This is a genomic window from Candidatus Poriferisodalis sp. (assembly GCF_965214215.1).
In the GTDB taxonomy this organism is placed as follows: Bacteria; Actinomycetota; Acidimicrobiia; order Acidimicrobiales; family Poriferisodalaceae; genus Poriferisodalis.
On the sequence record NZ_CBDCBD010000003.1, the window covers coordinates 985091 to 998789 of the forward strand.

Annotated in this window: 13 protein-coding genes; 4 read left to right on the top strand and 9 right to left on the bottom strand. The window is 66.1% G+C overall.

All coding sequences use genetic code 11. The features are described from left to right. The first annotated feature begins 3 nt into the window (after positions 1–3). Genes ACOOF5_RS06755 through ACOOF5_RS06765 form a run of 3 tightly spaced genes read left to right on the top strand, consistent with a single transcriptional unit; the run spans position 4 to position 3146 of the window. Positions 4–2079, top strand: a complete 2076-nt coding sequence (locus ACOOF5_RS06755; RefSeq protein ID WP_420437754.1) for a cytochrome c oxidase subunit I — start codon at positions 4–6, stop codon at positions 2077–2079. Continuing rightward, the gene (locus ACOOF5_RS06760; RefSeq protein ID WP_420437755.1) at positions 2072–2752 is read left to right on the top strand and encodes a cytochrome c oxidase subunit 3; all 681 of its coding nucleotides are present in this window, start codon (positions 2072–2074) and stop codon (positions 2750–2752) included. The genes ACOOF5_RS06755 and ACOOF5_RS06760 overlap by 8 nt, the downstream gene beginning before the upstream one ends. A gap of 10 nt (positions 2753–2762) precedes the next feature. Continuing rightward, positions 2763–3146 (top strand): cytochrome C oxidase subunit IV family protein, encoded by a 384-nt coding sequence (locus ACOOF5_RS06765; protein WP_420437756.1) that lies wholly within the window; start codon positions 2763–2765, stop codon positions 3144–3146. A 39-nt stretch (positions 3147–3185) separates the two neighbouring features. Here the strand turns inward: ACOOF5_RS06765 and ACOOF5_RS06770 are convergent, their stop codons facing one another. Both ACOOF5_RS06770 and ACOOF5_RS06775 read right to left on the bottom strand, forming a co-directional pair. Beyond that, the gene (locus tag ACOOF5_RS06770) at positions 3186–4991 is read right to left on the bottom strand and encodes a UGSC family (seleno)protein (RefSeq protein ID WP_420437757.1); all 1806 of its coding nucleotides are present in this window, start codon (positions 4989–4991) and stop codon (positions 3186–3188) included. Continuing rightward, entirely contained in the window at positions 4988–6754 is a 1767-nt protein-coding gene (locus tag ACOOF5_RS06775; protein ID WP_420437758.1) for a uracil-xanthine permease family protein, read from the bottom strand. The genes ACOOF5_RS06770 and ACOOF5_RS06775 overlap by 4 nt, the downstream gene beginning before the upstream one ends. An 83-nt stretch (positions 6755–6837) precedes the next feature. Here ACOOF5_RS06775 and serS point away from each other — a divergent pair, with 83 nt between their 5' ends. Then, the gene (gene serS, locus ACOOF5_RS06780; RefSeq protein WP_420437759.1) at positions 6838–8091 is read left to right on the top strand and encodes a serine--tRNA ligase; all 1254 of its coding nucleotides are present in this window, start codon (positions 6838–6840) and stop codon (positions 8089–8091) included. 102 nt (positions 8092–8193) lie between these two features. On the opposite strand, the gene ACOOF5_RS06785 is transcribed toward serS, so the two are convergent. The 7 genes from ACOOF5_RS06785 to orn all read right to left on the bottom strand — a co-directional run bounded on the left by ACOOF5_RS06785 (position 8194) and on the right by orn (position 13676). Further along, the gene (locus ACOOF5_RS06785; RefSeq protein ID WP_420437760.1) at positions 8194–8892 is read right to left on the bottom strand and encodes a poly-gamma-glutamate hydrolase family protein; all 699 of its coding nucleotides are present in this window, start codon (positions 8890–8892) and stop codon (positions 8194–8196) included. A 6-nt stretch (positions 8893–8898) separates the two neighbouring features. Then, complete coding sequence (locus tag ACOOF5_RS06790; protein ID WP_420437761.1) at positions 8899–9816, bottom strand: cytochrome c biogenesis CcdA family protein; 918 nt, start codon at positions 9814–9816, stop codon at positions 8899–8901. Continuing rightward, positions 9813–10604 (bottom strand): TlpA family protein disulfide reductase, encoded by a 792-nt coding sequence (locus ACOOF5_RS06795; RefSeq protein WP_420437762.1) that lies wholly within the window; start codon positions 10602–10604, stop codon positions 9813–9815. The genes ACOOF5_RS06790 and ACOOF5_RS06795 overlap by 4 nt, the downstream gene beginning before the upstream one ends. 297 nt (positions 10605–10901) lie before the next feature. After that, the gene (locus ACOOF5_RS06800) at positions 10902–11246 is read right to left on the bottom strand and encodes a WhiB family transcriptional regulator (RefSeq protein ID WP_420437763.1); all 345 of its coding nucleotides are present in this window, start codon (positions 11244–11246) and stop codon (positions 10902–10904) included. A gap of 129 nt (positions 11247–11375) precedes the next feature. Next, positions 11376–11621, bottom strand: a complete 246-nt coding sequence (locus ACOOF5_RS06805; RefSeq protein ID WP_420437764.1) for a hypothetical protein — start codon at positions 11619–11621, stop codon at positions 11376–11378. A gap of 314 nt (positions 11622–11935) precedes the next feature. Further along, positions 11936–13024 carry an MBL fold metallo-hydrolase gene (locus tag ACOOF5_RS06810; protein ID WP_420437765.1) on the bottom strand — a complete coding sequence of 363 codons (1089 nt, stop codon included), beginning with the start codon at positions 13022–13024 and terminating at the stop codon, positions 11936–11938. Positions 13025–13055: 31 nt separating this feature from the next. Next, on the bottom strand, positions 13056–13676 hold the full coding sequence (gene orn / locus ACOOF5_RS06815) for an oligoribonuclease (RefSeq protein ID WP_420440919.1): 621 nt from the start codon (positions 13674–13676) through the stop codon (positions 13056–13058). Between the last annotated feature and the right edge of the window lie 23 nt (positions 13677–13699).

Here is a 13699-nt window from a genome sequence, read left to right on the forward strand (position 1 = left end):
CTGATGGCAATCATCACCGATCAGCCGGACAGCGCTGGGCCGAGCACCGAACTCGAGGTGGCTGACGGCGCCCCCGATCACGACGACGCGCCGCGCACTGGCGTCTTTGCCCGCCCCACGCACGCGACGGGCTGGCGCGAGTGGCTCTTCACGGTGGACCACAAGAAGATCGGGATCATGTACGGCGCTGCTGCGCTGTTCTGGTTCCTCGTGGGCGGCATCGAGATCGGATTGGTGCGCCTGCAGCTGTGGGCGCCCGACGGCGAGGTGCTGAGCGCCGACGCATACAACCAGCTCTTCACGATGCACGGCGTCACGATGGTCTTCTTGGTGATCATGCCGCTGGCGAATGCGTTTGCGAACTATCTCGTACCGCTGCAGATCGGCGCTCGGGACGTGGCGTTCCCGCGAATGAACGCGCTGGGATTGTGGATCTTCGTCTTCGGCGGCATCTTCTTGAACCTGAGCTGGTTCCTGGGCGGCGGCGCCGACGGAGGCTGGTTCGCCTACGCGCCCAACACCGGGATGGCGTTCAGCCCCAGCAACGGCATGGACTTCTACGCCCTGGGCCTGCAGATCGCTGGCATCGCCTCGCTGCTGGGTGCGCTGAATCTGCTCGTGACCATCATCAACATGCGTTGCCCGGGCATGACACTGCTGCGCATGCCCGTCTTCACCTGGATGATCCTGGTGGTGCAGTTCCTGCTGGTGTTCGCGCTGCCGGTCATCACCGTGGCGTTGGTGCTGCTGACCTTCGACCGCACCTTCGATTCGAACTTCTTCAACGTGGAAGCGGGCGCTGATCCGTTGCTGTGGCAGCACCTGTTCTGGATATTCGGTCACCCTGAGGTGTACATCCTGATTTTGCCTGCGTTCGGCGTCGTGTCTGAGACACTGCCTGTGTTCAGCCGCAAGCCGCTGTTCGGATACCCGATCGTGGTCCTGTCGGGCGCTGCGATCGGCTTCATGGGCTGGGGCGTGTGGGCCCACCACATGTTCACCGCCGGCATGGGACCGGTGTCGGTGGCGGCATTCTCGGCGACGACCATGTTCATTGCCGTGCCCACGGGCGTGAAGATCCTGAACTGGATCGCGACCATGTGGGCTGGCAAAGTCCGCTTCACCGTGCCGATGATGTTCTCGGTGTCGCTGGTCTCGATGTTCACCATCGGCGGCCTGTCAGGCGTCATGCATGCCGTCGCGCCCGCAGACACGCAGCAGACTGACACGTACTTCATCGTGGCGCACTTCCACTACGTGCTTGTCGGCGGCGCCCTCATGGGCATGTTCGCCGGTCTGTACTTCTGGTGGCCCAAGGCGTTCGGCTACCACCTGAACGACCGGCTCGGCCGCTGGCATTTCTGGCTGATGCTCCTGGGCTTCAACGTCACGTTCGGGCCGATGCACATCGTCGGCTTGCAGGGCATGGCGCGGCGTCACAGCGTGTACGGCGAGTTCGACGGCTTCGAGTTCTGGAACAAGATCGCCACGATCGGCTACTTCTTCATGTTCATCGCCATGACGATCCTGGCCGTCAATATCTTCCGGACGTGGGGTCGCTATCGCCGGGGTCTCGAACCGCAGGCCGAAGCAGATCCGTGGGACGGCCGCACGCTGGAGTGGGCGATTCCCTCGCCGGCGCCTGAGCACAACTTCGACTACGTGCCGGTGGTGAGCGACGTGGACGACTTCTGGCACAAGAAGTACCAGCCCGACGAAACCGGCAAGCTGCGGCGGATTGCCTATGGCAACGACATCGCCCAGCGCGGCGACCAGCACCCACACCTGCCATCGCCGTCGTACTGGCCGATCGTGCTGGCAGTAGGCCTGCCGCTCATCGGATTCGGGCTGATCTACAACCTGTGGATCGCCGGCATCGGATTGTTGCTGCTGGTCGGCGCGATGTACGGCTGGAGCCTGGAGCCGGCGACCGATCCCGATGCGGGCCACGGCCACGGTGACCACGGCCATGATGACGGGGGCCACGGCGACGATCATGACGGCGGGCCCGACGGCCACGACGACGGCAACGGCGTGTTGACTTCCAGCACTTCAAACGGGGAGGCCGCCGGTGACTGATACTCCGATGGCTTCCAGCACAGCCGCCGCCGAGCCGATTGAGGGCGACGAACCGCAGGCCGCGTACCCACGTACGGAGTGGGACGACTACGAGATCGTTCCGCCCACGACGAGCCTGTCCAACGAGAAGATGACGATGTGGGCCTTCCTGGGCTCAGATTGCCTGCTCTTCGGCGCGCTGATCTCGACCTACCTGCTGCTGCGCAACCGTCGGCCGCTTTCCGGTGAAGAGTCGCTGAAGGCGGCCGATCTGTTCGACATCCCGTTCACCTCGGTGAGCTCGTTTGTGCTCCTGATGAGTTCGCTCACCATGGTGCTCGCCGTGTCGGCCATCTCCCGTGGCGAGCTGGAGCGCTGCAAGCTGTGGCTGCTGACTACCGCGGCCCAGGGCGCCGTGTTCATCGCCGGGCAGGTGTACGAATTCACGAGCTTCTACCGCGAAGGCCTCGGCTACACGGTCAGCATTTCCTCGTCGGCGTTCTACACGTTGACTGGGTTCCATGGCGTCCACGTGTCGCTGGGCATCATCATGCTGGTCACGCTCTGGGTGATGGTGAATCGAGGGATTATCGGCCCTGAACGGGCCGAGACGGTCGAGATCATCGGCCTCTACTGGCACTTCGTGGACGTCGTCTGGATCGTGATCTTCGCGGTCGTGTACCTGATTCCGTAGGGGGAGATCGATGAGCACCGCCACCGAAGCCGCCCCTGAAGAGGTCCACGACGAACACCCCGACGACGACCATGACGACCATGACCACGGCCTGAGCGACTTCGGCTACATCAAGGTCGCGCTGCTGCTTGGTGTCTTGACCGCAGCCGAGGTCATGACGTACTTCTTCGACACAGGACCGGTCGAAGTGCCTGGGCTGCTCATTTTGATGGTGGTGAAGTTCTGGATCGTCGCTGCGTACTTCATGCACCTGCGTTTCGACAACAAGCTCTTCACGTGGGTCTTCGTCGGGGGCCTCATCCTCGCCCTCGCCGTCTACGCGGCCATGGGCACCTCGATGGTGTTCTGGACCGACCCCGCAGGCTGCGACCTCAGCCCCAACCCAAACTGTTGAGCCGCGCCGCTTGTCGCGGCAAGTTTGCGAGCCCGCCCGTCAGTCGCTGCTGAGCGGCTCGATGGCCTTGGCGGTGTAGTCGCCATGCGGGCCGTCGTGGCTGAACACGTAGGCGTTCGTGCGGTTCGCATCGCCTGCCACCGCGATGGCGATCTTTGCCGGGTCCGACACGATCGGCACCAGGCGTTCGGGATCGTCTGAGACCGCGAATTGCGGGGGCAGATCGCCGGCGGCGACGATATCGGTCAGTCGTGGCTTGCCCGCAACCAGGTTGGACCACTCCCCAACGAGCTTCTCGAAGCGCCATGCCGGGATGCGTGCGTGCTCGAAGAGGGCCTCGCCAAGGTCTGCCTTGGTCCATCCGCTGGCCGCGCACGTGCGCGCCAGGATCGGTGACAGCACCAGCAGCGGGCGGTAGTGAAGCTGCCCAAGGCCGTACAGGTGCACGAGATCCCAGCCGGTGATGCGGGCAAGCCCGTCACCCAGGTACGGCACGATCTCGTCGGGGGTTGAGCCGAACACGCTGCCGATGATCGCGCCGCTGTTGAAGCGGGCCATGGTCAGCACGTCATCGTCGGGATCGAATCCGAACTCGGCGCTGACGGGCGCCCAGCCGATGTCCGCGAGCGCAGCCGCGTCTTCGCACAGCACGACCCGGAAGGTGTTCCCGAAGGTGGACTTGTCGTGCTCGGCGGCAGTGAAGCCGAACACGTTGCGCTGGTACAGCCGCAGCCAACGCCCGACACTGGTGTTGGCGCGCACGCCGTCACGCAGCGCCCCGACGCCGGAGTTGAAGCCGAGCCCCGCCGCCGCGGAGCCGTTGAGGATCATCAACGCATCGGCGCCGGTGGTGTTGCCGGAGTGCTCGGCGCCGTAGTGCGGGTCGGCCAGGATGCGCGCAGCCGCAAGCAGCACTGGCAGGTGCCGCGGCTCGCAGCCGGCCATGACGGCGTTGGTTGCCACCGACCACACCGTCATGTCGCGCCCGGTGGTACGAGCGAGCCCCAGCGATTGCTGCGGGTCTAAACCGGCGCCGGCCAGGAATGCCTCGACGCGCTCGCGTGTCGGGGGGATGATCGGCAGGCCATCAGACCATCCACGGCTGGCGAAGACGTCATTGATCTCGTCGATCGAACCGCTGACCACCGTGTCCAATGGGTCCGGGTCGGCGGTAGTCGAATGAAGGAGGTCCGGCTCACCCCGCTGCGGATGCGTGGTGTCTGAACCGCCGAGGGCGACTGCACCGTTCGTGCCACCGCTGCCGTTGTTCGCTGACCTCGTCAATCCGGCGATGACGGCGTCGACGGTGTGGTCGACAAAGTTGCGTTCCATCTCGGCGGCCGACTGGGCATCGACGTGGCCCACGGTGACGGCTAACTGCAGACCGTCGAAGCCGTGTCCGCGGGCGGTCGCGACGGCTTGGCCGTCAAAGCTCTCGCATACCACTGAGACCGACGGCACTCCGGCCGCTTCGGCCGCTACCGCTGCCCGCGCCACGGCGGGCGTGCAACTGCCTCAGCAACCCATGCCCGACACCACCGCGTCCACACCTCGTGAGCGCAACGAATCGGGCAAGCGGTCAATCAACTCGGCTTCATCCCCGCCGTGGGTGTTGCCGAAATCCTCATAGCCGACGAAGGTGACCCCCTCGTATCGCGCCGCCAGCTCCCGCTCGAGGATCGGGAACAGCTCGTCGCCCCGGAACAGGTAGTCCCAGAGGAAACCGATGCGCTTGCCGGCCAGCGTGTCGAGCCGTGGCGCCAGTTCCCGCCGCTCGATTCCCGACGGGGATCCCGGCCAGACGACGTCGTAGGAGGGCTCGCCAGATAAGGGTGCGGCGGTCATGACACCTCGCGAGGAGCCGATGCGGGCACATCAACGTGGACGGTCACAATATCCACCTCGTGATATTGCTGGTGCGCCACCGTCGAGGCGTGGTGCTGGAGCATTCGCAGCGAGAGATCTCGTTCGACCGGCCGGTCAATCTGCTGCTCGTCGAGCACCGCTAACCGGTCCTCGATGTTGTCGCCGCTCGCAGCTGCGACGAATTCGACCACGGCGCGACCGTCCTGCTTGCGTGCAGTCAGGCGGAGGGAACGAAGTGCATCACTGCCCACCGGAGGTTCGGCGTCGATCAGCGTCAACAGTGCTTCTTCGGCCACGGTGTCGAGACGATCCGACATCGCGCGGCTCCATCCGCTGCGGTGCGCGAATTGGCCCAGGAACTCCCGTATCTGCGGCAATGCCGATGTCGCCAGCTCGCAGCGCAACCGCTTGGGGCGCGATTGGGTGACCTCGGTGAACAGCGTCAGGACGATCGCTGTCAGCCCGCCGGCCGTCATGCCATTCTCCAGGAAACCGCCGGCGAATCCGTCGAGATACTCAGGGAAAATCACGCCGTTCTGGAAGCCAACGCCGATCCAGAACGAGAAGCCCGCGATCAGCCCGCGGCGGTAGTCGGTGGCGTCGGAGATCACGATCTTCATGCCGACCACGAACAGCAGCGACAGCAGCACCGTCGCATAGGCCGCGACCACCGCATCAGGCACCGCCAGCACCAAGGCCAGCATCTTGGGCACGAGTGCCATCACGATGAACGAGATGCCGATGACTACGCCGACCCGGCGCGCCGCCACACCGGTCAGTTCGGTGACGGAGATGCTGTTGGAGTAGGTGGTGTTGGGCATGGTGCCGGCCAGTCCCGACAGCAGATTGCCGACGCCGTCGGCGGCCACGGCGCCCTGCACTGACCGGTAGTCGACAGCCCGAGGCCGGCGCCAGGACACGCGCTGGATGGCCACGGAGTCGCCGATGGTCTCCACAGCGCCGATGAGCGTGACGAACACGAACGCGGGGAGCAGGCTCCAGAACGCGCCACCGAACGAGAAGTCGAAGCCGGGCCAACCGCCATCGGGCAGACCCACCCAGCCGGCCTCGACGACCCGGTCGAAGTCATACAGCCCGAAGAAAGCGGCGACCGTCGATCCGGCGGCGATGCCGATCACCGGCGCCCACAGCCGCAGGGCGCCGGTGGCCCGCAGCGCGATGACCACGATGACGACCATGGTGACCAACGCGCTGACGGGGGCGCTCGCCGCAGCGCTGCGGGGCGGCGACGCCGTCACCAAGTCGAAGATGAGCGGCATCACAGTGACCGCGATCAGCATGACCACGGTCCCCGCCACGGTCGGCGTCAGCAATCGCCGAAAGAGCGAGAGCTTCGCGGCCAGCAAGAACTGGAACAGTGACGATGCCACGACCAGCGTGGCCAGCAGACCTGGGCCGCCTTGGGTGAGCGCGGTGACGCACACGGCAATGAATGCGCCAGAGGTGCCCATCATCAGCACATAGCCGGCGCCGATACGCCTGAACCGGACCGCCTGGATGATGGTGCTGACGCCGCTGATCGCAGCAGCAGCGAACGCTGTCCACGCCAAGTAGGCGTCGGTGCCGCCGGCGGCTCGCACCACGATGGCAGGCGTCAGCACGATGCCGGCGATGGTGAGAATGGCGAACTGCAAGCCCAGTGCGGCCGTGAGTGGCAGTGGGGGCTTGTCGTCAGCTTCGTAACGGATGTGCCGGTCAGGTGCCGGCGCGTGTTCTCCCATCCGACGATGCTTGCCCGCCACGAGTGCGCGCGCAAGCTGCGGCAACTCACCGGCAGCGTGCAAGGCCGGTAGCTTCACCCGGCGTGATCGACCTTCGCCGGCTTCGTGACGACGCTGCGTACCGCAACGGCGCTGCGCGCAAGGGCGTTTCCGACGAACTCATCTCCGACGTGCTTGCGGCCGACGAAACGTGGCGGTCGGTGACCCACCAAGCCGAGGAAGCACGGGCCGCCCAGAATGCAGCGTCTCGGGACATCGGGCGCGCCGCCCCCGACGATCGCCCGGCGAAGATCGCTGAAGCCGGACGTCTCAAGGAAGAGGTCGAGCGTCTCGAGGCGGCAGAGCGGGAAGCCGCCGAGCGACGAACCGATCTGGCGCTGCAGGTCCCCAACCCCGCCGCTGCCGATGTGCCCTCCGGCGGCGAGGAGAACTTCGAGACGGTGCACGAGGTGGGGGAGCGAGGCCAGCCGCCCGCCCATGACCATGCCGAGATCGGCGCGCTGACCGGCCTGGTCGACTCCGAGAGCGGGGCCCGCAACAGCGGTTCGCGGTTCGCGTACCTCAAGGGTGCCGCAGTGCGCCTGGAGTTCGCCCTCGTGCAGTGGACGATGGATCTGCTGGAACGCAACGGCTTCGTGCCGGTGGTGACGCCCGTGCTGGTGCGCGAGGAATTGATGGTGGAGGCCGGGTTCTTCCCCGCCGACCGTCACCAGGTGTACGAGATCGACGGCGACGACCTGTTCCTCATCGGGACCTCTGAGGTGGCGCTGGCCGGCCTTCACCGGGGCGAGCGTTTGGCGCGTGCCGAGCTGCCCCTGCGCTATGGCGGGTTCTCATCGTGCTTCCGGCGCGAGGCCGGCACCTATGGCAAGGACACCCGCGGCATTTTTCGGGTGCATCAATTCGACAAGGTCGAGATGTTCTCGTTCTGCGACCCAGACACGAGCTGGGACGAGCTGGAGGCACTGCGGGCCATCCAGGAAGAGATCGTCGGCTCGCTGGACCTGCCCTACCGGGTCATCAATGTGGCAGCGGGCGACTTGGGGGCCGCCGCGGCCAAGAAGTACGACCTCGAGGTCTGGCTGCCGTCAGAGCGGGCCTACCGCGAGGTCACGTCGTGCTCGAACTACACCGACTACTCCGCCCGCCGTCTCGGTACCCGCTGGACGGACGACGACGGAACCGGCCTGGTCCACACCCTGAACGGCACAGCGTGCGCCGTCGGCCGCACGCTCGTGTTCATCATGGAGAACCATCAGCGTCCCGACGGCTCCATCGCGGTGCCCGAAGTGCTCCACCCCTGGCTCAACTTCACCGAGATCCCCGCCCCCGCCTGAAACGGTGCGGCCCGGTGCGGCCCGCTGCGGAGGCGGCAGGAGGATCGTCGATGTCGTCGGCCGTGCAATCGAGACGAGATGCGCCTGCGCATCGGCGATCACTCAGCCGGCGATCGAAGACTCGGGAAGGCGGCCGCCATGTTCGACGGCCGGGTCCTCGCACAGCGTCCAGGCGCGAGCCGCCGCCGCGAGGCCCTCGATGAGCGCCTCGTGATGCGGCACACGGCCGGGTCCCCGGAATCCGGTCCACATAGGGCTCTTGCCGCGGATGCGTGGGGGCAGTTCGATCTGGACGCCGCCGCCTCGGGGCAGGTTGCACGGGTTGCGTGGATGCTGGCCTGCCAGCGACTTGGGGATCTCGTCGAGACGGTGAAGGATCTCATAGTGGGGCAGCCGACCGATCAGATGCACTGCGACATGGCTTGCGAGGGTCCGATTGCGTCCGCCGAGCAGCACCGCCCGCAACAAGCGGGGGCTGCCGAATCCGTGGACTGCGACCACGACGTCCACGTGATCGAGGAATTCGCGCAGCACCGGCGAGTCGGTCGGATCGAAGCAGTGGCTGGGCAGGTGCCACTGATCGTCGGGGCCTTGCAGGCAGGCGTACACCGAGGCCCCGCTGCGCTCGGCGGCGGACGCCGCGATGTCATCGGTGATCTCCTCGAGCCAGCCGCCGTGAAACGCCATGAAGCCGAATCGCGAGCCGAGCTGCAACACCTCGGTCACGCCGGGACGACCCAAGAGCTCAGCGAAGGGCCGCTCGGCATCGAGGAGCGTGCGGTCCTTCAGGTGCAGTGCCACAGTGGCTTAGTTCAGCACCTCAGCGGCAGTGCCCGCTTGGTCTGGCCCGGCGGACTCGTCGGAGACGACCGACGCCGTGGCTGGGTCGTCGCCACGGCCTGACACGAGCATTGCCATGCCTCCGATGGCGAGCACGATGCTCATCATCAGACCCAGCCGCAATCCGCCGACCGAGGCGACCCAGTTGCTCAGGCTGCTGCTCCAGCGTTCAACCGTCACCACCAGTCCGTCGCCACCGCGGCCGGTCAGGTCGATGAACCAGTACCAGATGGTGAAGGCGCCGGCGGCAATCATCAGCACAGCGGCGATGGAGTCCGTGTAACGCATCAGCACTCGCAGCTTGCCGAGCAGCCAGCCGCGGGCCAGCGCCAGGCTGACTGCCAGCGAGGTAAGCACGAGGCCCATGCCCAGCGCATAGAGCACGAATGACACGATGCCCCCGACGAAGCTGTCATCGCCGGCTGACGCGGTGACCACGACGAGGAACGTCGCCAACCCGCACGACACCGATGCCACTGCGTAACTGACGCCGAACAGGAAGAGCGAGCGCACATCTCGCCCTGAGGCGCCGCGTTCGAACTTGGGCAGGTACGCCGTCAAGCGGAAGCCGGCGAGAATAGCGACGCCGAGTGCAATGAGTCCGACACCGATGACGATGGCTGCCCACGGCACGTAGTCGCGCAGGGCGCTCAACCCCGCTGACAGCGCGATGCCGACGACTCCGAAGACAACGACGATGCCGGTGGTGACAACGGCACCGGTTGCCAATGCCCTCCCGACACCTGCCCGGGAACTGCCTTCGCCAGCCCTGCGGTCGATTCCCAAGAAGAACGACAGGTAGGCGGGCAGCATCGCGAACCCGCACGGGTTGACCGTCGCGACGATGCCGGCGGTGAAGGCGAAGGTGAGGCGAGCGCCGTTCATAGGCCGAAGTGCTCCTCTGCTCGGGTGGTGATGTCTTCGAGGGTGAGCAGGCCGCTGTGCGTTTCGAGGATTTGGCCTTCGGGTGACACGAACACTGTTGTGGGCATGCCCAGCCCGCCGAAGTCGATGAACAGCTCGCCCTCATCGAGGCCGGTGGGATAGGTCACGCCCCGCTCAGCCACCGTAGCAATGGCGTCTTCCAGCCGATCATTCGCCGCCAATCCCAGCACCGCAACCTGCGTGCCGTGGGTATTCCAGAAACGTTCGAAGTCGGGCATCTCGGTGACGCATGGCACGCACCACGACGCGAAGAAATTCACGATGAGCGGGCAGCCTTCGTACCCGGCGAACGCTGCCGGTTGTTCGTCGAGCGTGACGAATTCCAGCGCGTGCACGCCGGTGAGGCCCGGATTCACGCCGTGATCGACAGGGTTGATGTCACTGCACGCCGGAGGCGATTCCGGCGTGGTGGCTGCTGTCGACGCAGCCTTCGTCGCGTCGGGCGCAACCACATCTAAGACGGCCGCGTTATCCCCAGAGGCCCCCTCGGCGTCGTCGCCGGCTTCGCCGCTTTCCACCTCGGCTTCCATCGCCACCAGCGAGGTCATCGCGGGTTGAGCGCCCCCTGCCAGGAGGAACACGGCCGCGCCGACGGCGTACGCCCCGAAGAGGCCGAAGAGAATGCCGCGCCATTGGTCCTGGACGAACCGCCCTGCTCTCGATCGAGCAAGGCCGGCAAACCTGCTCTTCGTTTCCGGAAGCTCGCGAGCCTGAGACGGTGCTGCCATGTAGCGGTGAGGCTACTGGCGCTCTGTGGAGCGGCTAGCTCAGGCACCCGACGGTGAGATGGCCTCGGCATCGTTGGGTCACGGCCGCATTGCATCACCGCTTGACGGCCTGCTCCGGGGCTGTCAGCCGCCCATTTCGGGCAGCCTCAGTCCACCGGAGCAGACCGTCGGAGGAGGCCTGCGGGGGCAGTGCAGGCCATGGCGGCTGGGCTTGCCGGAGGGGGCCGGCCAGCCCAGCGGAGGGACCCGACAAGGGGAGCGGATCCACTCGGAGGACGCGCCTGAGCGGGGGACGACTCAGGCGCGGACCAGGTCGGGAGGCAGAGGCACCTCCTCGACGATCAGATGCGGCCGGGACCGTTTGGGCGGACGGCCGCGTGGGCGTTTGTCCCTGCAGACCCGCCCGTTCTCGAAGAGCTCGCCGCCCCAGACGCCCCATGGCTCATGGCGTTCGGTGGCGGCTTCGAAGCACTCGCTCATCACTGGACATGCTGAGCAGATGGCCTTGGCGCGAGCGATCTCGTAGAAGTTCTCCGAGAAGAACAACGGGGTCAGGGTGCCCACGAGGTCGCGACAGCGACCCCGCGTGCGCCAACCCTCATTGGTGTAGGTCGGTGTGTTGTCAATGATGAGTTCCAGCATGGGTTTGCTCCTGCGTCGTGTGGGTTGCGAACTGGGTGGTGGGGGTGATCTCGGTAGGTGTGCCGTACACGCGAAACGGCCGCCGGGTTGTCCCGGCGGCCGTTCGGAGAGTTCTGGTGTCTCAGTGGACTACATCAGACACTCCGAGGGCCGCAGGCGGTGACGCTTGACGGTTGCCGCTGGGTCGGCACCGTGACCGTGTACCGCGTGTTGGAACATGGTCTGCATGGGACCCATCGCCGTGAGCACGTCGATGGCCGTGCCGCGTGTCCAGGACCGCGTGACGGGCTGCCAGCGGCAACGCGCGTCAGGTGCAGGCACCCGTACGCAGTACCCGCAGGCACGCGCCGTGGTGTAGGTGCCGAGGTCGGACATCACAGATCCAGTCGAGCGAATGGTCGGGGCTGGTGGCCAGCTGCGGAATCCCGACGATAGGCCGCAGCGGCGCCAAGAACATCACTTCACCGCAGGCCGTGTCAAGTTATTTTCGGCGCGCTTGCTGTACAGGCGGCAGAAGCCTCTGCTCCCGCGATCCGGCAGGCGAGAGATGCGCACCGAACCGCATTTCTTGCCGACGTCATCGACGATTCACGGTGCATCCACTCGGGAACCGGTTGCAACGTCGCAAAGTCTCCTGCCGCCCGCGCGGCTCTGGCATCTGTTCCGAAGGCTGCGAACAGAGTGTGCGTTCAGTCGAACTGATACTCGAGGACGTCGTCGGGTCGCCGGGAGACGTCGACCTCGCCGATGTAGCGCAGATGCTCGAGATGGGCAAAGGTCTCGGACTCCGCCATCGGACCCCACGAACGCTCCTTGAAGAGCTGTTTCATGTAGTCCTGCACGGGTGCGCGACCGAGCCGGTCCGACGACGAACGGAGCAGGTCCAGGCGTTCGTTGTGGTGACGCTTGATGTCTTCGACGCGGCCAGACAGGTCGGTGAACGGCTGGCCGTGAGCCGGCAGACCCATCGTCACGCCGTCAAAGCTGGCGACCCGATCGAGACTCGAGAAGAAGTCCTTGAGCGGGTCGCGCGCCGTCGTGATGCCTGAGATGTGCGGCGTGATCGTCGGCAGCACGTGGTCGCCGCAGATCATCAAGCCGCCCTCGGGATCGAACAGGCACAGGTGGTCGATGGTGTGCCCCGGGGTGTGGACGGCCACGAACTCACGCCGCGCCAGCTTGATGCGGTCTGCGTCTTCGACGTGGTGCGTGGGGTGAGGCGTGGCGAACCAGCGACCGCCCCAACCATTGCGCATCGCCCAGTAGCCGAGTTTCGCCCGCAGGGGCATCTTGTAGCGCTGACCGCCCCACGGGGTGGGGCCGCCTGGTCCGGTATCGCGCCCGCTGTACACCGGGTCCGCGACCAGCTCGTTGTTCTCGCCGTCAGCGGAGACCTGCTCAAGCGCTTCCTCATCCTCGTCTGCGGTGTCCCACCACAGTCGGAACTGGCGATGGGTCACCAAGTCGGCGCCGTACTCGCGTGAGAAGCGCCCCGCTGCCCCGAAGTGGTCCGGGTGGCTGTGGGTGACGATGATCGAGTGGACCCGCTCGGGCGGCACCTCAGCTTGTGCCAGCCCTGCCATGAGCGCCTTCCAGTTGGCCGGGCCCGGCAGGCCGGGATCGACGAGGGCGGCGCCGCGGTCGTCGTCGAGGATGTAGCAGTTCACGTGCCCGAGACCTGGCATCGACATCGGCAGCTGCAGCCGGCGCACGTCGGGCGCCAGCTCAGTGACCTTGCCGTCGGGCGGCATCTGCTCCTCGCGCGTCGGGCGTGACACGGGGTGCAGGTTAGCCAACGGCCATCAACTTCTAAAGAGCGTTCGATTCTGCGCCAGGTTCGACGGCCACATCGGCGATCGCACCGGTCGCGACCGGCTCCAGCCACTGGTCTCGGTAGAAACGGAGCTCGTCGATGCTCTCGAGCACGTCGTCGAGGGCCCGATGCTTGGTGGTGCCCGCCCGGGATCGGCTCTGTTGCGCCCACGCTTCAGCGATCTCGGGTCGCCAACGCTTGGCGAGCTCCTTGATCGATGACACGTCGACCACCCGGTAGTGCAGGTGCTCTTCCAGCGCCGGCATGTACTGGTCCAAGAAGCGGCGGTCGGTCCCGATCGAGTTCCCGCACAGCGGCGCCGTGCGCGGCTCGGGGACGTGTTCGGTCACGAACGCAAGCGTGCGCTCGGCTGCCTCCGCCACGGTGATCTGCGACGCCCCGATCTCGCCGAGCAGCCCGGTCTTGGTGTGCATCGTGTGGACTTCGGGATCCATCGCATCGAGGTCGGCTTGTGACGCCCCGATAACCAACGACGGACCCGTGGCGATCACGTCGAGTGCATCGTCGGTGATCACGGTCGCGATCTCCACGATTCGATGGCGCCGATGATCGAGTCCGGTCATCTCCAGATCCAGCCAGACCATCACGGGCTGCATCGTAGGCACGACCTGCGCTGTTG